At 47.0% G+C, this 17,258-nt stretch carries 22 protein-coding genes and 1 tRNA gene; 16 read left to right on the top strand and 7 right to left on the bottom strand.

Going from position 1 to position 17,258, the window contains the following annotated elements:
* Positions 1-929: 929 nt before the first annotated feature.
* A complete protein-coding gene (locus tag NGAR_RS03555; protein WP_015018260.1) occupies positions 930-1,250 on the top strand; it encodes a hypothetical protein in 321 nt (106 codons plus the stop codon).
* A 1,176-nt stretch (positions 1,251-2,426) separates the two neighbouring features.
* Here the strand turns inward: NGAR_RS03555 and NGAR_RS03550 are convergent.
* The gene (locus tag NGAR_RS03550) at positions 2,427-2,771 is read right to left on the bottom strand and encodes a hypothetical protein (protein ID WP_015018258.1); all 345 of its coding nucleotides are present in this window, start codon (positions 2,769-2,771) and stop codon (positions 2,427-2,429) included.
* Positions 2,772-3,390: 619 nt separating this feature from the next.
* On the opposite strand from NGAR_RS03550, the gene NGAR_RS03545 reads away from it, so the two are divergent.
* The 11 genes from NGAR_RS03545 (at position 3,391) to NGAR_RS03495 (ending at position 10,864) form a co-directional block, all read left to right on the top strand.
* A complete protein-coding gene (locus NGAR_RS03545; RefSeq protein WP_015018257.1) occupies positions 3,391-3,756 on the top strand; it encodes a hypothetical protein in 366 nt (121 codons plus the stop codon).
* 329 nt (positions 3,757-4,085) lie between these two features.
* Entirely contained in the window at positions 4,086-4,382 is a 297-nt protein-coding gene (locus NGAR_RS03540; protein ID WP_015018256.1) for a winged helix-turn-helix domain-containing protein, read from the top strand.
* Between the two features lie 577 nt (positions 4,383-4,959).
* The gene (locus NGAR_RS03535; protein WP_015018255.1) at positions 4,960-5,919 is read left to right on the top strand and encodes an MG2 domain-containing protein; all 960 of its coding nucleotides are present in this window, start codon (positions 4,960-4,962) and stop codon (positions 5,917-5,919) included.
* A gap of 250 nt (positions 5,920-6,169) precedes the next feature.
* Positions 6,170-6,463, top strand: a complete 294-nt coding sequence (locus tag NGAR_RS03530; protein ID WP_015018254.1) for a 4Fe-4S dicluster domain-containing protein — start codon at positions 6,170-6,172, stop codon at positions 6,461-6,463.
* 1 nt (position 6,464) lies between these two features.
* On the top strand, positions 6,465-7,469 hold the full coding sequence (gene dph2 / locus NGAR_RS03525; protein WP_015018253.1) for a diphthamide biosynthesis enzyme Dph2: 1,005 nt from the start codon (positions 6,465-6,467) through the stop codon (positions 7,467-7,469).
* Between the two features lie 313 nt (positions 7,470-7,782).
* Positions 7,783-8,037, top strand: a complete 255-nt coding sequence (locus NGAR_RS03520; RefSeq protein ID WP_015018252.1) for a hypothetical protein — start codon at positions 7,783-7,785, stop codon at positions 8,035-8,037.
* A gap of 4 nt (positions 8,038-8,041) precedes the next feature.
* Positions 8,042-8,407: a hypothetical protein gene (locus tag NGAR_RS03515; protein ID WP_015018251.1), complete on the top strand. Its 366-nt coding sequence runs from the start codon at positions 8,042-8,044 to the stop codon at positions 8,405-8,407.
* Positions 8,394-9,773, top strand: a complete 1,380-nt coding sequence (locus NGAR_RS03510) for a UbiD family decarboxylase (RefSeq protein ID WP_015018250.1) — start codon at positions 8,394-8,396, stop codon at positions 9,771-9,773. Before NGAR_RS03515 ends, NGAR_RS03510 begins: the two co-directional genes overlap by 14 nt.
* Before the next feature lie 55 nt (positions 9,774-9,828).
* Positions 9,829-10,158, top strand: a complete 330-nt coding sequence (locus NGAR_RS03505; protein WP_015018249.1) for a hypothetical protein — start codon at positions 9,829-9,831, stop codon at positions 10,156-10,158.
* An 8-nt stretch (positions 10,159-10,166) separates the two neighbouring features.
* Complete coding sequence (locus NGAR_RS03500) at positions 10,167-10,730, top strand: type 1 periplasmic-binding domain-containing protein (RefSeq protein WP_015018248.1); 564 nt, start codon at positions 10,167-10,169, stop codon at positions 10,728-10,730.
* 40 nt (positions 10,731-10,770) lie between these two features.
* Positions 10,771-10,864: transfer RNA gene (locus NGAR_RS03495), tRNA-Gly, on the top strand.
* A gap of 13 nt (positions 10,865-10,877) precedes the next feature.
* On the opposite strand, the gene NGAR_RS03490 is transcribed toward NGAR_RS03495, so the two are convergent.
* Entirely contained in the window at positions 10,878-11,381 is a 504-nt protein-coding gene (locus NGAR_RS03490; protein ID WP_015018247.1) for a hypothetical protein, read from the bottom strand.
* A gap of 85 nt (positions 11,382-11,466) precedes the next feature.
* On the opposite strand from NGAR_RS03490, the gene NGAR_RS03485 reads away from it, so the two are divergent.
* Positions 11,467-11,961: a CopD family protein gene (locus NGAR_RS03485; RefSeq protein ID WP_015018246.1), complete on the top strand. Its 495-nt coding sequence runs from the start codon at positions 11,467-11,469 to the stop codon at positions 11,959-11,961.
* Here NGAR_RS03485 and rtcA read toward each other — a convergent pair.
* Entirely contained in the window at positions 11,958-13,016 is a 1,059-nt protein-coding gene (rtcA, locus tag NGAR_RS03480) for an RNA 3'-terminal phosphate cyclase (RefSeq protein ID WP_015018245.1), read from the bottom strand. The two genes, NGAR_RS03485 and rtcA, sit on opposite strands and share 4 nt — an antisense overlap.
* 68 nt (positions 13,017-13,084) lie before the next feature.
* Between rtcA and NGAR_RS03475 the strand changes: the two genes are divergently transcribed.
* The 3 genes from NGAR_RS03475 to NGAR_RS03465 are packed head-to-tail and all read left to right on the top strand — an operon-like array spanning position 13,085 to position 14,710.
* On the top strand, positions 13,085-13,612 hold the full coding sequence (locus tag NGAR_RS03475) for a nicotinamide-nucleotide adenylyltransferase (RefSeq protein ID WP_015018244.1): 528 nt from the start codon (positions 13,085-13,087) through the stop codon (positions 13,610-13,612).
* A 41-nt stretch (positions 13,613-13,653) separates the two neighbouring features.
* On the top strand, positions 13,654-14,067 hold the full coding sequence (locus tag NGAR_RS03470) for a hypothetical protein (RefSeq protein ID WP_015018243.1): 414 nt from the start codon (positions 13,654-13,656) through the stop codon (positions 14,065-14,067).
* A gap of 28 nt (positions 14,068-14,095) precedes the next feature.
* Complete coding sequence (locus tag NGAR_RS03465) at positions 14,096-14,710, top strand: MarC family protein (protein ID WP_015018242.1); 615 nt, start codon at positions 14,096-14,098, stop codon at positions 14,708-14,710.
* A gap of 69 nt (positions 14,711-14,779) precedes the next feature.
* On the opposite strand, the gene NGAR_RS03460 is transcribed toward NGAR_RS03465, so the two are convergent.
* The 4 genes from NGAR_RS03460 to NGAR_RS17145 form a co-directional block, all read right to left on the bottom strand.
* Positions 14,780-15,043 (bottom strand): DUF2024 family protein, encoded by a 264-nt coding sequence (locus tag NGAR_RS03460; protein ID WP_015018241.1) that lies wholly within the window; start codon positions 15,041-15,043, stop codon positions 14,780-14,782.
* 668 nt (positions 15,044-15,711) lie between these two features.
* Positions 15,712-16,032 carry a hypothetical protein gene (locus tag NGAR_RS03455; RefSeq protein ID WP_148680917.1) on the bottom strand — a complete coding sequence of 107 codons (321 nt, stop codon included), beginning with the start codon at positions 16,030-16,032 and terminating at the stop codon, positions 15,712-15,714.
* A 154-nt stretch (positions 16,033-16,186) separates the two neighbouring features.
* Positions 16,187-16,600 (bottom strand): hypothetical protein, encoded by a 414-nt coding sequence (locus NGAR_RS03450; RefSeq protein WP_148680916.1) that lies wholly within the window; start codon positions 16,598-16,600, stop codon positions 16,187-16,189.
* Between the two features lie 253 nt (positions 16,601-16,853).
* Positions 16,854-17,144 (bottom strand): hypothetical protein, encoded by a 291-nt coding sequence (locus tag NGAR_RS17145; RefSeq protein ID WP_015018237.1) that lies wholly within the window; start codon positions 17,142-17,144, stop codon positions 16,854-16,856.
* Positions 17,145-17,258: the final 114 nt, after the last annotated feature.

Genomic DNA, 17,258 nt, shown 5'->3' with positions numbered 1-17,258 from the left:
ATGAGGACTGCGTAAGGTAGAGGATGTGGGAGTGATACCTGATATCAAGTGGTCTGATGCAAGTGGGTACGGATAATATCCTTTGCTAGTCTATTAGGGGAAAAGGATCCACCCAATTTTGATGTTGTTTGTTTGTTGTTATTGTCAAACATCTGAACAGTTCTTGCTCTATGGCAATTTAGATTTGATATAAAAATAACCATAACCTAAAATGCCCTACTGTTATCTCAAGTATCTCTGATAACGCAGATGACTCACAGAGACGCAACAGAGGTTTTTGATGCTTAAGGAGAGCTTGAATGAAACACTTGGCTTATCGAATCTGAACTCGTTATGCTCAGATAGAATAAATTCTCATCTCATGCCTAAAGTGCAGAACTTCTTCTTCAATTGACAAAAGGTATGCAAATCAGCAACAACACACCAGGCAAGCAAGCAATCAAAGGCGAAAAGCGGTTCTTCATTCTGTCGCATGGCCGCAGCTGTCTGTAGCTGTGCATATGTGTCTTAGTCAAGACCAGCCACAGCAGCAGCCTGCGCAGATATAAAAGCAACCCTTAAAACAAAGTTTTGGTGAGACTAGGCCCCGCCATTGAATATTTGTAGTAGATAGTGAAGCCCTATTCGCCGCCAAATAATGCGTGCGTATGTACGTATCTGTTTTTTGCAAAAAAGACTGGCGGCGTTCGGGCTCGATTGGTCTTTGAGGTGCAACCATGTGCACATATAGCTACGCTATGAGCATATGGTTGCTAACATATTTTGGAAATTATAATTTTAAAGAGTTTTTGTCTTGACCAAGAATTATTATTACCAAATTCTTGTAGATAGAACAAATTTTTAGTAGTTTTTACTATCTGTTACTATCTTGTAGTAGAGAAGCGACCGTATTGTAAATAAGCTAAAGCGTCAGTTAAAGCGCAACAACCATGAGCACTGATGTTTTGCTAACAAACAAAAGTAGTAGTGGCATCATCTATGAATTGAAAGAAAAGGCAAAATGGTCTGACGATAGACAGGAAAAGAAAACAGCAATTAAACAGCTTTCAGCATATGGCAGCGATGCATTATCTGCATTAGAAGAGGTCTTTAATGTTACAGCTTACGATGAAATAAGGGTTGCTTGTGTCGATGCGATAAATACGATCAAGCGTGCTGCAAGTAAAACAGAGGCAGCGGCAGAGACACAGACAACAACAGAGACGACTCTTACAAAGAGTGAAAGCATGAAAGAAGCACGTAATTTCTAATTATTTTTTATTGTTACTATTATTATTTAATGCTCCCCGGCACTCACCTGATATTATATTCTGCCTGTAACTGCTTGGTTTTATTAGATAAAAGCAAGATAAAATTCGTTTAAGATATGCTGCGCGGTCTGGTGATATACACGACAACATCAGCTAGAAACGGGTTTGTTCAAGCCCAAGCCATAAAAAGCCAATAGTGTATCAGCTCTAGATCCTTGGCAAGTAGAGCTAGGGCTTAACTTGGTTCTCTTTTGTTCTTATCGGATACATAGCACCGCAATCACATATTCATACAGGGGACATCTAGCACGTTGCTGAACAGTCTTGGTCATCATTCTGGCCACACTGTTTTTTACTGCCTCTTTTGTGGAATTAGTATAAGAAGCAGAGGAGTTCGTGGGGGGTGGCAATCGTGTTCTTCTCAAAGCTGTGGTTGCTCTAATTAGAATTTCAAAAAGACGAATATTTTGGATCTGCAAGTTTGTGTAGTAGGATACATACGCCAAGGTAGAGGTAAGGCGTACAATGCTGAAGAAGGAGGTCTTTTAGGTGCGCGTGCACAAGCGCTGCTGGGGCAGCGGCAGAATCAGCACTGAGCAGGCTCTCTCGTTGGCTACGAGCAGCAGAACGAGCAATACCTTTGTTGTTATACAAAAATATTCTGATAAATACACGCAGTTAGAAATGGCTGGTTAGGTACCAATTTTTACTTGCCTGTAGTACCTCTATCTAGATATCATGTTGTGATTATGTTTATTCATATATATGGCTGGAAACAAAAGGGGTAACAAGCAGTATGGCAAAAATGCTGCCAAAGACGAGAGCACAGATTCCAAGAAGAACAAAAAGAAAGGGATGGCCCATAGAAAAATAGCGGTGATTTAGTGTAGAAAGGTGGAAGAGAGGCTCTCATTTAGCAACAGCCTTTCATGATTAAGAGAAAAAAGTTTTTGCTGACTATGGGTTCTGAAATCAATCACACATCGGGCTCTGTCCTTCTTTGCCAACAATCGATACAAAATTCTCCTAGTGTGTGAAATATCTCTGCAGGGTTGTTTTTACATTCTGTACATCTTGGTGTTTCAGACATATACAACAAAACGGACTGATACCTGCAGAGTATGGATTTTAAAACTTGAGGGGAAAAACTCTCGATCAGGAAGCCAGAAAAGAAACCTAAGAAGGAGAATCATTGTCATAATTCGCTATCGATAGCTCAGCATATACATCAAGCCATACGCAAAAACCGTGGTCTTGCGGATAAGAAAAGAGGTCTCTCTGTGCCATTGAAGAAACAATAACAACAAAAATACCTGAAGTGTAAGCGTACACAGCTTCTAGAGTAATGATGATGGACGAGATTATCATCATCATGGTGTTGTAGATGGTCATCACATTGTGTTTTGAAAGTAAGGAAGAGGCAGGAAAAAGAGGTATAATAATTTCAACATCATTAAAAATTAAAACCCGAAGATTGAGAAAGCGAGCACTCCTCCTACCATTAGATGAGAGGCAGGCCATCTGGGCCTAGATTTCATTTTCCTTTATTTGATGCCCTCCAAGGAGAAGGGACTTTTTGCTAGACGCTTTTTTATCGCTATATATAATGTGTTTTATGATTTTTCGCCGGTTTTTCCGCTTTCTGATTTTGTTAATTCCCAATATTCTTTGCAAAAGTCTCTGTATCAATATTTGTTGCATTTAAAAAGTTCTTCAATGCCGCTTCTATCAGTAAGATATCTTCTGCGGCATACATATATACACTTACAACAGCATAGCCCGATGATAGATGTACTTTGCTTTTGCGATGGTGCGATGTATATATACTACAGAGTAGTTTTTGCTCTCAATCCTCTTCTTCCGCTTCTATCACACAAAAAAGGAAGACCAAGAACCATTTTTGTTGAATGTCCTGTCAAACGATGGATATTTTTAACAAATTTGTTACCTTTGTTTAGAGCATTTACTTCTTAGTATTGGGCAATAGTTGCTAGCCATTATCGGTCATCATCCATCTAAAATGCTATGTGGACATATATGCTGCTAATTCTGAATTTGCCTTTTGTTCTTATTTTATACTTGGATGGACTAGATAATGCTGACCATGAATTATTCGTCCATCTGTTTTCATATTATTGGCTTGGACACAAAGATAAGATTTGCAGGCATTGCTTCTTTGGATGGCAAGATACTTGCAGCTGAATATCGTCAAGATATAATAATACAAAAGCCACTGCTTACTTTGCAAGAATCAGAATTATCAATGATGCAATCCCTGATGCGCATGAGCATACGAAGAACCCTTGAAGGAAAGCTGGGCAGGACTGTTTATGCTACTGCTGTGTATGAGAAAGTAAAGAGAGCTACCATACCACTTTTTAATGAAGAAGAGAAAAATGACTCATACCTTATGGTATCATTTGAAAGAGAAGCAAACCATGAAGCTATAATTAATGAGAAGATACTGCCATTTTTAGAGAAAATTGGAAAAGGTCTGGCAAATTAGAGCTACAGTTTGGCCACTGACAGAGGTCTAAACGCAGCAAGGAACGTTTTAAAATTGGGCTTGGGATAAACCCTTGCAGAGACTGAATCCCTTCTATACTTGTCCGATAAAGGATAAACAAGTAAGTTTCAGTCAAGGAAAGCAGGAAACCCATGAATTTATTCATGGATAGCTCATTTTATAGACTGGCAGAGGATAAAAGGATGCCTAGGAAAAGGAAGCGATGAAAAGTATTTTTAGAACACATTTCTCATCAATAGGAGATTCTACTATAACTCTAGTTCGCGAATCTTATATCTCTCTCTGTAATCTAGAATCACTCGACCCCTATGATAAAATACCGCAGCCGAACAGACATTGCTTCACAGATGCTTGAAGCTGCTAATGGCGGCACTACAAAGACCAAGATAATGTACAAAGCATTTCTCTCTTATTCTCAGCTAAGGGAATACCTATCAATGCTTACAGACAATGGTCTTTTGGAATATGATAAAAGCACAGAGACTTTCAAGACTACAGAGAAGGGAACTAGATTCCTAAGAATATATAATGAGATGGCTGAGTTTGTAACTACAACAGAGCAGCAGACGACGACCACTGCGGCAGAAGTGAAAGGAATGCAATAATAACAAGAAAAAGGCTGCCTAGTTGCTGATTCTGAATTTAGTGGCTTGTGCGCTATTTATTAAAGGAGTGGCAAACGCCACACTGATAACTTGGCTAGAGATGAGCACAATTTTACGCAGTAAATCCGTAGTGATCTCCCTTAAGTTACCGGAACTGGCAGCATTTTCTTGATTGCGCCTCTATAGCGCCAATCCTTAACATTACCTCAGCTTCCTTAATTAGGTCAATAATATAACGGCATGCCAAATGTTAGGAAATACTACTGAAAAACTGCAAATTTACTTTTGCCGCGAATGTCGCGTTGTTTTCTTTTTCATTTGTGATGTAGAAGAGCATCAAGAGGCAACTATGCATGACAAAATAGAGGTGTTAGAAGGATGGCCAAAATAAAATCGAGCTTCGCTGTCGTCGCTATGATTTTCATCATTATTTGGTTAGGTCAACCACTTGATAAATTATCCCAGTTTACAGATTACTCTTGAGCCCTTGACTACTTGTTTTAATTTTCTTCTAGAATAAACTACCATATGGAGATACCTATCTAACTTATATGTAATTTTTCTGATCGGACTGAAAATGACAACAGCACGTGACAACAGGGCAAACCCCGTGGCAACCTCCATAGTATTGATGATGACTGCAGCAATACTGCTTCCATCAGCAATTCAGATAGCGTATGCACAGTCGTCATCAGCTGGTGCAAGCACCGAAGTCCAGACTGTCTACAAATCCTCATACCCAAAGGCAAGCACAAGTTCTAGTAGTTCAGTCAGCGTCCAGTCCGAATACCACATTTACAAACCCGGCGACACTGTGAAGATACAGGGTCAGATGTCGTCAGAAGCGAAAGAGCAGACTGATGCAGATTCAGTAATGGTCAGAATAATGGATGCACAAGGAACTGTCGTAGCAAACCAGCAGGCCACGGTTAACGGCAACGGAGAATACGCGGCATCCATAAGTTTGCCGCCAACAGCAGCTGAAGGTGAATATAACGTCAGCTCAAAAATTGAAGTAGAGGCAAGCGTACTTGGACTGCTCGATGCGGAGGTTATTGCTAAACTAGAATCACCGCCTGCACAGTTCATTGTCGCAAGATCTAACGCATTTGAAGTTCAGAGCGATGAAGGAGAGGAATTCCAGATAGAAATCACAAGCAACTCAAACGTTGACAATGTAGAATTTAAACAGGCTGAAAAGAGAGTGTCGTTCGTAGTTGAGGGCAAAACCGGGACGACCGGCGTGACAGAGATAACCATACCAAAGGCGATGCTAAGCGGCGAGATGATGGTATTGATTGACGGCGAAGTAGTAACTGCGGAATCAAATGATGTCATAGTAAAGTCACACACAGACACAGAGATAACATTCGAGATCAACTACAGTCATAGCGAGCACACTGTAGAAGTGACAGGCACTAACGTTACGCCAGAGTTTCCAGTATCGATTCTTGTAATGGCAGGCGCGCTAGGTTCGATAATCGCGTTTGCTGCCGCGAGGAACAGAGGAAACTGGTTTAACATTTTGAAGGGCTAGCGCCAGCTAGTTTCTTCCATTCCTTTTTTTCTAGCCGTATTTTTCCCAATTCTGCGAAAATACCTCTAACACAAGATCCATGGATTTCTTGGAAAGGCTGTATATTGATATTCAGCTCTGGCATCACAACGTCCAGTGAGTTAATACTGTAAAGTCGCTTTCTATTGCACTAGGATTGATTGCTCTTGTCACTACATCTTGGCAACTGCAGCATGATTTAAATTGAATTTGGGCAGTCCTTTCTCTCATATTGCCAATCGATCCCAACTTTCAGGCAAACAGGGTCGCAACGACATTTGAGAACCTGAAGGTATGGAAGAACAAGATAAGCAACCTCGGGATCTATGGCACAAACGTGGCAGTCGACTTTGACCTGTGCGTCGGCGACGGCGCGTGCATCGAAGTATGTCCTACCAACGTGTTTGACTGGCAGGGCGTGGGAGCAGACAGGAAGGCTCTCCCGTCAAGGGAGCGCGACTGCATCTACTGCTTTGGATGCGAAGCGGTCTGCCCGAAATTTGCGATAAGGGTGAGCAAGCCATAACATGACGATAAGAATAGACGAAAAAAGGATTTTTGAAATAATAGAGCAGCGAAAGCCAAGATCTGTTGCGCTCAATGGGCCTGAAGGCCTGATGTCAAAGCTGCAAGACGCAGCCGACCATATCACAGAAAAGTTTGGCATCGAAGCCTATGTCATCGGCGACACTTGTTGGGGCTCGTGTGATCTCAACACCCATGCGGCAGACATGCTTGGCGCAGACATCCTGTTCAACATCGGCCATACCATAGCAATGGAGACCTTTGGCGAAAAGCTGATCATGATCGGCGCTTTTGACGACATCAGCTTTGATTCGGTCGCGACAAAGTGCGCAAAGGGGCTGCAAGGGAAATACAAGACAGTATCGCTCCTGACAGACAGCCAGCACCTCCACCAGATAGAAAGCGTGAAAAAGATATTCGAAGACCACGGCTATAATGTCATAATCGGGAGGGGCAAGGGCCAGCTCCGCGACGCGCAGGTGTTTGGCTGCGAGTTCTATCCTGCCTACAACATTCAAAAGCAGGTCGATGCCTACATCTTTTTGGGGCAGAGCGTGTTTCACTCTGCAAGCGTGGCAATGTCGACAGAAAAACCGACGTTCATGCTCGACCCGTACTTTGAGGAGTACAGCCAAGTAAACGAATTTGCGCAGGGCATGCAAAAGCGCATGATACTCTCAATATACAAGGCACTGGACGCAGAAAAGATCGGGATCATCATCGGCCTCAAGGAGGGCCAGTTCGCCCACGTGCGCGCGCTAGAGCTAAAGAAAGAATTTGAGAAGCTGGGCAAGAAGGTGCAAATGATCGCGCTTACCGAGATAACGGACGACCGAATACAGGTGTTCAAGGGCATTGACGCCTTTGTGCAGGTCGCCTGCCCTAGGATCGCGACCGACAATCACTTCAAAAAGCCGATGCTGTCCGTCCCTCAGGCGCAGGCGCTCCTCAAACTGCTCAGAAAGGAGCCTATAGAAGACTTTCTCAAGGTTCAGCATTGGCTATAGCTGCAATAGATCGCGGTTTCTGGCAGATATCAGGATTTTATACAATCGTCGATAATTTTCATGATAAAATGTTGAAAAAATATTCCATTTTAAACAATACATTAGCCTAATAAATTCGCATATCCAACACTTTATTTGTAACTATTATAACACTAATCTTGTTAGCAATATACAAATTTTGACAAATCTTGGGTTTTGCAAATAAAATATTTGTACAAATCTTAAATAGATATTATGTGTACCAAACGTTGGTAAAGTAACTAACTAACGTACGTATGCACGCTAGTCGGTTATCAACCGGGTGAAATAAAAAATGACTTGTAAAGGTATATGCATCCGTCACAAGGCTCAAAAGCCAGTCGGCTCAGGCCGGTACGCAAGCGGACAGAAGAGATGCCAGATTTGTGAGATATTCATCAAATGGGATGGCTTGTGGTGCCCATGCTGCGGCTATCGTCTTAGGACAAAGCCAAGGAACCTGAAGTACAAGGCGAAGCTCAGGGCAAGGACAAAGAAGCAGCAGGAGCTCAAGGTCGCCGCCAAGCCGATCACTGTTCGCGTAAGATAAGCCAATGGATAATGGGCCTGACGTAGTAGACAACAAGATCGTCAGCTCTAGCACTGGGAGGAATTTTTTTCTCCAAGCAATCTTTTTTCTTAACGGCTGCTTTTTCATCATAACTGAAGGCGAGCGTCGCATAGGCGCGGTCTCTGTCGCCATCAGCACGCCAAACAGTAAGGCCAACGTGGCAAAGGTGATCCCAAGCAAGTACGATTCAATCTTTATCAATACCGTCGCAGAGAAGGTATCGTCCATGATAAACGGCATCTGCCTGGTCTCGCTCCACAGCAAGAGCCAGCTCCAGCTTGATGACATGAAAGCAATTATGGGAGAGGTAATGAGTATCGTTGGTAGCAAAAAGCATGAAGGGCAATAACGGTGATTTTCGGAGCTTCCTGTCGCTCCTTCAGAGCGAGGGCGAGCTCGTGCGGGTCAAGCAGGATGTCAGCGCAGAATTTGAGCTGGCGGCAGTCACAGCAAAGCTGGACGGCAAGCAGGCCGTGCTCTTTGAGAAGGTGCGCGGGAGCAAGATTGCAGTCGCGTGCAACGTCGTCGGCACGCCAAGGAGATTCTACCTTGCAATAGCAGGCGACTCGCGCAAAGTGGATCAGGCTGCAGCTGCCGACATCAAGAAGGCGATTCACGCCCGTATCACCGAAGCTCTTGGCAGCCTGTCGCCTCCATCAAAGGTTCAGGGCGGCGTGCCGTTTGAAAAAAATTCTTCAAGGAACCTTCACGACCTCCCGATAGTCACGCACTTCGAAAAGGACGCCGGCCCCTTCATCACCTCCTCGGTGGTCTTTGCAAAGGATCAGGAGAAGGGCAACCAGAACCAGTCGACCCACCGGTTGTTGCGGCTGGACGATCGGCACATGGCGATCAGGATGGTTGAGGGCAGGCACCTTCACAAGTGTTTCACTTACGCCCGCGACCACGGCGAGGACCTGAAAGTTGCAATAGCCATAGGAGTACACCCGGCAGTCAACATCGCTGCAGCGTACCAGGCGGCGTACGGAGTTGACGAGATGCTGATAGCCAATTCTTTGCTTGGAGGCAGGCTGGTACTTGCCAAGACCGGCTATTCGCAACTATACGTGCCAAGCCATGCCGAGATAGTGCTTGAGGGGAGGATCCTCAAGGACAGGACTCATGAGGAGTGGATGGTTGAAATGCTGCGCACCTATGACTTTAAGCGCAAGCAGCCAGTGTTTGAGCTAGAAAGGATAAGATTCTGCGATAACGCCATTTACCACGACATACTGCCCGGCTATGCAGAGCACCGGTTGCTCATGGGCCTGCCTGTCGAGGCCAAGATGTTTGACTATGTAAAGAACGTCGTGCCGACCACTCAGGCTGTGCACCTGACAGACGGTGGCAGCAACTGGCTCGCCGCAGTGATACAGATCAAAAAGCGGCTGGAGGGCGAGCCCAAGAACGCGCTGATGGCCGCGTTTTCTGCCCACCCATCCCTCAAGATGGCAACCGTTGTGGACGATGACATTGACCCGACAGATCCTGTTGCAGTTGAGTACGCGATTGCAACCCGCTGCCAGGCCGACAGGGACTTGCTCATAATGCCAAACACAAAAGGATCGAGCCTCGACCCATCAAGCGATCAGGCGAACCTGCTTACGACAAAAGTCGGCATCGATGCGACCGCGTCGCTGCTCAAGTCAAAGGAAAGATTCGAGATCGCAAAAATTCCCGGCGAGGAAAAAATAAAGCTTGCCGACTACCTTTAGTAAAAACAGCGGGACAAGAGATTAAATAGCCAATAGTGGTAAGCCTTTAGGAGCAATGAAGCCTAACAATTTTGCCATGAAAGACTGGCATCTTGAACATGTTGAAAAGGTCATTGTCCGTTTTGTCAGGGGCATATCTCCCGACGCTTCTTCTTTTGAAAAACGAAATTACAAAAAATACAGCACGGTTTCGAGCTGCGCCAAGCAGATTGAGTACGACATCAAGCACGGGGTCACGATGGACGAAGTCCTCAACGTCGTCCACAGGATAAGGCACGAAAAGCAGTTCAAGGACCTGCAAAAGAACCCAGAGTCGCTCCAGCGGCTCGACGAGCTTGAAAGGCAGATCTCGGCGCCAAAAAAAGTGGCAACCACGTGGTACTAGAGTAAGATATGTCGTCTGAGTACCGCTTTACCGATGGCAACCTGATTGTCCTCTACGCGGTGCACAAGGGCAGGTCTGCTGACGGCGGGCTTCCAGACTATATTCAAGAGCGCGTCAAGCTCGGGCTTGAAACGTACAGCATGGTCATGAGGTCGAGGCCGGACAAGCACAAGACAATGGTCATGATCGTGGGCGAGCAGGAGCCGGCTGAAAAAGTGAAAGAGGCACTAGTGCAAGGAGGCGTCAAGCCGGACATTATTGCGATCGACACTGACTCGCAGAACATGGCCCAGACCATCGACAGGATAGCGGGCATGATAAAGAGCAAGCCCAATCCGCCCTTCGTCTACTTTGTCGGCTCGGTGTGGCTCCACGACATATTCGATTCCACCGTCGTGTCAAAGCTCAAGGGCTACAGAATACAGTTCTACGGCGCGCTGGATCACCGGCCGGTGGACGAGGTGGAGAAGGAAAAAGCTCTCGACGTCCCCAAGAAGGGAATAGAGTACTACAAGCAGAAGGCCAAGAACAAGGCAGTCGACGTGCTGCTCAACATCATCTTTCCTGATTAGGTTTTAATATCCTTGGCAATGCCGGCTATACAGTAAAAAAGCGGTCATCGTCTAGTTTGGTCTAGGACACTGGCCTTCCATGCACTTTCATGCGAAGAAAGCCCGTAACCCGGGTTCAAATCCCGGTGACCGCATTTTATAATTTTGCTAAAGCTCGGTAGAGAACTGCGTCGTTTCAAGTGTCGTGCCTGACTCGATGTTTGCGCTGCCTTGGATGCTCCACCCGATTTCTGTGCTGTTGCCCAGTATCCTGTTGAACAGGTCTGCGTTTGCGTCAGAGTACCGGAGCGTGAGACCGTCTGTGTCCCTGAGGGTCACCGGCTGGTTCGGGAACAGTGCTGGCCTTCCGTTGATTGGAACGTCTTCGTACGATATAGTGTCCGATCCCACCAAGACGCCGTCAGCGAAAAGCTCATAGTCGATCTTTGAAGTGGTGAGGGTAAAGTCGTTTGTATTGGTGATCCTGAGCGAAGGCTGGACAACGAGTTGCTGCTCGCCCTCGCTGCCAGAGATCAGCTCAACCTTGGTCAGCTCAAAGGAGACCTTTTGCGGATCGAATGGGGTTCGCACAAGGAGGGGATAGAATATGATAGTAAGGGCAACGGCGGCGATGGCGCCAATGAGCACCAGCCTTCTTGGACCTATTATCAAGTGATCCTAGCTGAATCGCAGAGCTGATTAAAACCTTTCTGGAAGACAGCATCGATAATATACCGTGCAGGCGTGAAAATGGGCGATGGCTCTTGCCGAAAGCCTTGTCACGTGGGTGCACCTCATATGCTCCTCGATATGGGTAGGGGGCTCGATCTTTATCGGAGTTGTCCTAGTTCCGGTACTCAAGTCGAACACAAAAACGCTTGAAGAGCTGGTGGCGCTGATGGTCAAGGTGGGCCGGCGCTTCAACAAGATAACGGTGCCGGCGTTTGGCATCCTGATAGCAACCGGCATCTACAACTCGCGCGGGTTTATCGGCGACCCCAGCGCGCTGCTCAACACGACCTACGGCACGCTTCTGCTCATAAAGATCAGCTTGGTAATCGCCACGGTGGTGACGTACATAGTGCACGTCAGGCTGCTGAACGCAGACATGGAGCGCAAGATAATGTCAGGGCAAGGAGGCAACATCTACGTCCAGTCGGTAAGGACAAAGATAATCATCCTCGGCGAAATAATCGTCGTTCTGTCGATAGCCATCTTGCTGCTGGCAGCCATGCTTGACGGCGGCATCTAGCTAACCTTCTCTTCTATCGTGACGACATAGGTATTATTGCCCTTCTGCTGTTGCTCTATTCTGTACCTGCATCCAACCATCTGGCTTGCGACCTGCAGGTTCGTGCGAAGGTGCTCCGTCGCTCTGGCAACCCTGTATTTCGATCTGCCTTTTGCAAGCGCAAGCGGGAGCACGAGCATGTCTGCAAGGAACGGGTCCACCGGCGCCTGCGCAAGTGTGCTCTCCAGGTACCGCTCGGCTGCTTCGGTGCCCACTGCCTCGGCGCGCTTGCCAAGCTCGCCTATCGAGTCGCCGCCTACAAACGGCCCAAAGTCGGACGCCGAGTAGATCAGGATCGAAGAGCCCGGTGATACTGACGTCTCTATAGACGCGGAATAGTTGCTGCAGCGGATCCCCTTTTTCTCAAGCGCGATCATGGCAGAGGATATCTGCCGCTCTGCCACGTGCCGCGGCAGCTGGCCGCACACGCTCGTGATCTTGGGCGGCACGTCCCTTGTGGTCAGGAGCTCCATCGTGCCGGGTGCCCTGCAGGGCTCGATGATCGATCGCACTATGCCACAGCCCTTTGGGTAATAGCCGCGCTTTAGCACATCTGCGGAAAATTTTATCCCGATGCTCCGGTACGCCTCGGCCACGACGTACTTCACATAGTCGATGGTAGGGCTTGCCCTGACGTCGGTGCCGCCGGTGACTTCGATCTCTAGGCTGTTACCAGAGAGCGAGACCGCCGGCACGACTGCCATCAATATCATAGGTATGCTGCCGGCCGTTCCGATGTCGACCTTGACTGAGCCGCCCTCAAACCTTTCTGATGGCGCAAACTTGATCCATTCCGCCCCCACCTTCAAGTTTTCAACGTCTGCATGGAAAAGGTCGGCTATCACCTTGATGCCAGTCATGTGCTGCGGCCGCAGGCCGGGATTCTGGCGCCTGGCGCGGATGTTGGTCACCTCGACAGGCTTGCCGGTCACCCCGGAAAGCGAAACTGCGGTGCGCAGTATCTGGCCGCCGCCCTCGCCCTGCGAGCCGTCGATCCTGACCGGTTCTTCTGTCAACGCCCGTACCGATTGTTGCTTTGCTTAAATATGTTTAAAATAGAGGTCGCTGGCAGCATATACTCCTGTTGTCGACCACAGGGCTCTTCGTCGGCCGGTTCCAGCCCTTCCACAAGGGGCACCTTGCGACTGTCAAGTTCGCCCTTGGCAAGGTGGATCTATTGGTAATTGTGGTCGGCAGCGCTCAAAAGAGCCACGAGCCCAGAAACCCGTTCACAGCCGGCGAGCGCATCAGGATGGTAAAGGAGTCGCTAGACTCTGAAAAAGAAGTTGATGCTGACAGGATACTGATAATACCGGTCCCTGATGTCGACGTGCATTCGCTTTGGACCCGGCATGTGGACATGTTGGTCCCGAAATATGATGTTGTGTTTGCCAACGACCCTTTCACCCTCATGCTGTTCCGGGAGAGAGGCATCAAGACCATCGAAGCGCCGCTCGTCGACAGGAGCGAGATGCGGGCTACCGAGATCCGGAACAGGATGATCACGGGCAGCAAGTGGGAGGGTCTTGTGCCCGCCCCGGTAGCAAGAATAATCAAAGAGATCAACGGCGTCGAAAGGGTTAAGGCAATCGCCGAAAGGAGCCACCATTGAAAAACAACATATTTCTAGCTGAATATCCATAAAGTACGGTATTGTTCGGCAGCAGAAATAGCGGCAAAGATAATGATGAAAGAGGAGGGCGGCCAGCGTCAACTTTCATAGACGAGCCTTGGTTTGCCGACCTGCAAAAGCTCAACAACGATGAGCTAATGCGCATGTACACCATGATCTCTGACCGCCACTACAGGTTCGCCAAGAATGCCTGGTACATCCCGATTGGCGGGGACCAGCGATGCCCAATAATGGTCGCCAAGGGTTACAGGTCGCCTGATACGCTTGATAGGATGGCTGAGTTTGAGGACACCGCCAAGACGCTTGAAGGCGAGTTCCGCCACTTTATCGACGCATGGGACTTTGGCTACATCACCGAGCGAGACATTGAAAAGGCGATCCTGAAGATATTGGAATCGAGGAACATCGAGATAACTGAGCACAGCAGCTACTAAAAATAGTCCATGCGCGCCAGTACCGTGCGTGGCGGACCCTTTTGCGATTTCTAGCACTTTCTTTGAAGACCTTATCATTTCTACAGTCGCACTCTTTGTAGTCATTGACCCGATAGGAATCGTGCCGGTGTTCATGGCGCTCATACAAAAGATGGAAAGGGCCGAAAGGGCATCCGTTACCAAGACCGCAATAATCACCGCAGCTGGCCTGCTCTTTGCGTTCGCGGTGGCCGGCACGCAGCTCCTGTCGATCTTTGGCATCACCCTCTCTAGCTTCATGGTGGCCGGAGGAATACTGCTCTTCATAGTGGCTATAGAGCTTTTGACGCACGGCGAGTGGAGATTCGGCGGCACCAGCGCTCAGGGCGAATCGGGCGTAGTGCCGCTTGCGTTCCCGCTGCTCGCCGGCCCCGGCGCGATAACGGCGGTGATAATCTCGTTCCAGACCGCCGGGCTGGCGGTGACGGCGATATCGATCCTGATAGTGATAGGCATAACCTATGTCATCCTAAAGTACGTCGGCAAGATTTATAGGGTGCTTGGAAGGCGCGGTTCGATCATCATCACAAGGGTGTTTGCGGTTCTCATTGCGGCTATCGCGGTCCAGTACGTGGTGGATGGCGTCAGGGAGCTCTTTATATAGATTTGATAAAAATCTGGTGCTACATAATAATAAGCCATTCCGCGTTTTGCGGTCCCAAATAGAGAGAGACTAATTGGGGCAGCCTTCCATCTTTTGTATCCAGTAGCCGTTCTGCCTGATTGCCTTCTCTACAAAAGGAGGCGCTTCTTGTATGTGGCAGAACTGGCATTCTTCTTGAGTTATTTTCTGTCCGCCTTGCCCCACACTTTCCAGATATTTTTTACCGTACTCTATGGCCTTTTCATGCGGCGTGCCATCTTGAACCACAACATCAAAGTGCATTATCTTGCCGTCTTTCTTTGTAACATATGTGTCATAGACAGCGCATTCCATAAATCAGATATCGCGACAGGAATATTTATTCCGAGTGTCGATTCTTGAAAAAGAAAATCAGAGAAAATCCGGCGATCAGTTGCAGGTATGGATGCACACATACGCACGGTCAGCGGCAGTTGTTAAAGCGCGCAGCTGCGATCAGCTGCTAGATGATGCCTTGTATTCTTGTTGGCAATACCGGCACCGCTGTCTGGAGCAGCCCAGATGCATGTATGAATGGTAGCGAAAGTGTCTCTTCATCTCCACAAAGTCGGTAAAAAAGCCGTAGATTGAATGAGCAACCGATCGTCCTGAATCCATTGCAGATTTTCCTTTCATGCGCTCCCTCATGCTTTAAGGATCAGCACAATTCTCAGTTTGGAGAATGAGCATTGCGGCACGAACTCCTATGCCATATGGGGAAGAGGGTGGAACCCTCCCTCACATCCCCTGGCTTTTTCGTGCAGGAATCCTGAATGATGACTGCTCTGTTGATTTTGCAGGTGTACATGTGCCGGTGACAGTCGGACGGTGAATTCAGATGCCAGTTTGCCCTTCTCCCAAGACAATGACACGTTTTTCATTGGAGCATTTCATCATCCACGATTGGTTAGGCAAGGTGAGTTAGGCTAGCCTAATATATAAAGCCTATTTGGATTCTCTAAGCAGAGAACCTCTGCACACTATCATCTACTAACCCTTATGCCCTCTATGACGCAGGCCGCTTCATTCCTTTCAAATTGCAATAACGGTCCGTCTTGGCGGAGGTAAAACTGGCAGGATCGTATTTTGCTTTTGTAGAAAAATACCTTCTTGCCACTGTTGTCAATCTGTATCCTGTCAACGCAAAGCAACTTCATGTTGCACAGCTTTCTTATTTTCTTGTAAGTCGAACTCAGCGGCAGGCCATTGTCTGCGGCAATTTGTTGGGCAGGCTTTGCGGTATCAATTGTCGACAGGATTATTTTTTGGGAAATCGCATCGGCAAGCTCCTGTAGTATAGTCAAGGCATCCTCATAGTAAAAAGATAACATCTCTGTCAATTAGGTAAGCCTAATTAGGCTTACCTAATATTTAAACAGTCTTGGACGTGGTTCTGTAACGCTATCGTTTGCTAGGCTCAAATTTTTTATGTGTTAATCGTTGTTTGCTGGTTTGTAATTAGTAGTATCTACGCTGGCTTTCCCTTCTGCTGGCAGCCGTTGAGGGCTCATGAGATGCTCCAATAGATGCTTCGCTTCCAACATAAGTCCCTGTTACTTCCTTGACTTTTGGATGGTCTTGAATCTGCTTTAGCAACTCATAATCTAGCCTGTGGCGAGCTACCAAGTGTGTGGCTCTATCATGTAATTGTGGAGCAGTACCAGTCATTCTGATTACTTCATTTCTGATTTCTTCGGAATTGCCGCCTTCTTCAAGAAATGTTTCGACAACATACATTGGTTTGATGTTTGGTTGTTCCCTTAATCTCAAGAGCAGGTCAATGGCTAATCGTCGATCAACTTTTGGCAGGTATTTTTCTTGAAGCCTTTCAAATTGCTCCATTGCTGATATGACTTCTTCTTTGCCACTCATAATTACAGAATTCGACGCACTTTTTTGTTTATATGAAAAAGGGTGGCATTGAATAGAAGATTATTTGCGGCACTCAATTTTGTAATTTGGAAGGGTTCTGAATTACGCGTTATCCACTTGTTCTTGCCTTCAATTCTGATGCCAGCTATTATTTCAGCAGGTATCTTTCCGAGGCTCTGTTAACTTGGTGTTGGCTAGAATCTTTTGCTTCATGATCTAGTTAGCAAACGACAGTCAACAGAATCGGTGAATTTTACAGACCCTCTGACGGCGGCAGTCCAATCGCCATTCTGTATTCATTTATCTGCTCAGCAGTAAGTTCCGAAAACAAGAGTGCCCTTAGCTCGGACTGGATCTTCAAGTATTCATAGGCCTTTTTCCACTCACCTGCAGGATAGAACTCCTTTACATTGTCAAGGCCGTTTACGTTTTTTACAACCACAACCCAACCTCTGCTGTCAATCCGGAGCGGCCGCCAGTCGTTTATTATGATGCTCGCTTCCTTCGACACAGCTTCGTTTCCTGTGCAGATCAGATAACTCATGGATCATGTTGGTCATGTACCTGATTCTTCTGGCTGGAATCTTGCCAGATTTTAGGTAGGTTATCCATTTTTGAATTGATGGCAGCTGGTTGAACGGTTCTTTGTCTAATTTTT

The organism is Candidatus Nitrososphaera gargensis Ga9.2, from assembly GCF_000303155.1.
GTDB lineage: Archaea > Thermoproteota > Nitrososphaeria > Nitrososphaerales > Nitrososphaeraceae > Nitrososphaera > Nitrososphaera gargensis.
Note: the sequence above shows the minus strand (reverse complement) of the source record. Positions and strands in the feature narration are given on the sequence as shown.

Bases quoted from the DNA above. Each gene is read 5' to 3' on its own strand.
- NGAR_RS03555 (WP_015018260.1), top strand. From the start codon at position 930: ATGAGCACTGATGTTTTGCTAACAAACAAAAGTAGTAGTGGCATCATC.
- NGAR_RS03550 (WP_015018258.1), bottom strand. From the start codon at position 2,771: ATGGCCTGCCTCTCATCTAATGGTAGGAGGAGTGCTCGCTTTCTCAAT.
- NGAR_RS03540 (WP_015018256.1), top strand. From the start codon at position 4,086: ATGATAAAATACCGCAGCCGAACAGACATTGCTTCACAGATGCTTGAA.
- NGAR_RS03535 (WP_015018255.1), top strand. From the start codon at position 4,960: ATGACAACAGCACGTGACAACAGGGCAAACCCCGTGGCAACCTCCATA.
- dph2 (WP_015018253.1), top strand. From the start codon at position 6,465: ATGACGATAAGAATAGACGAAAAAAGGATTTTTGAAATAATAGAGCAG.
- NGAR_RS03520 (WP_015018252.1), top strand. From the start codon at position 7,783: ATGACTTGTAAAGGTATATGCATCCGTCACAAGGCTCAAAAGCCAGTC.
- NGAR_RS03515 (WP_015018251.1), top strand. From the start codon at position 8,042: ATGGATAATGGGCCTGACGTAGTAGACAACAAGATCGTCAGCTCTAGC.
- NGAR_RS03510 (WP_015018250.1), top strand. From the start codon at position 8,394: ATGAAGGGCAATAACGGTGATTTTCGGAGCTTCCTGTCGCTCCTTCAG.
- NGAR_RS03505 (WP_015018249.1), top strand. From the start codon at position 9,829: ATGAAGCCTAACAATTTTGCCATGAAAGACTGGCATCTTGAACATGTT.
- NGAR_RS03500 (WP_015018248.1), top strand. From the start codon at position 10,167: ATGTCGTCTGAGTACCGCTTTACCGATGGCAACCTGATTGTCCTCTAC.
- NGAR_RS03485 (WP_015018246.1), top strand. From the start codon at position 11,467: ATGGCTCTTGCCGAAAGCCTTGTCACGTGGGTGCACCTCATATGCTCC.
- NGAR_RS03460 (WP_015018241.1), bottom strand. From the start codon at position 15,043: ATGGAATGCGCTGTCTATGACACATATGTTACAAAGAAAGACGGCAAG.
- NGAR_RS03450 (WP_148680916.1), bottom strand. From the start codon at position 16,600: ATGAGTGGCAAAGAAGAAGTCATATCAGCAATGGAGCAATTTGAAAGG.
- NGAR_RS17145 (WP_015018237.1), bottom strand. From the start codon at position 17,144: ATGAGTTATCTGATCTGCACAGGAAACGAAGCTGTGTCGAAGGAAGCG.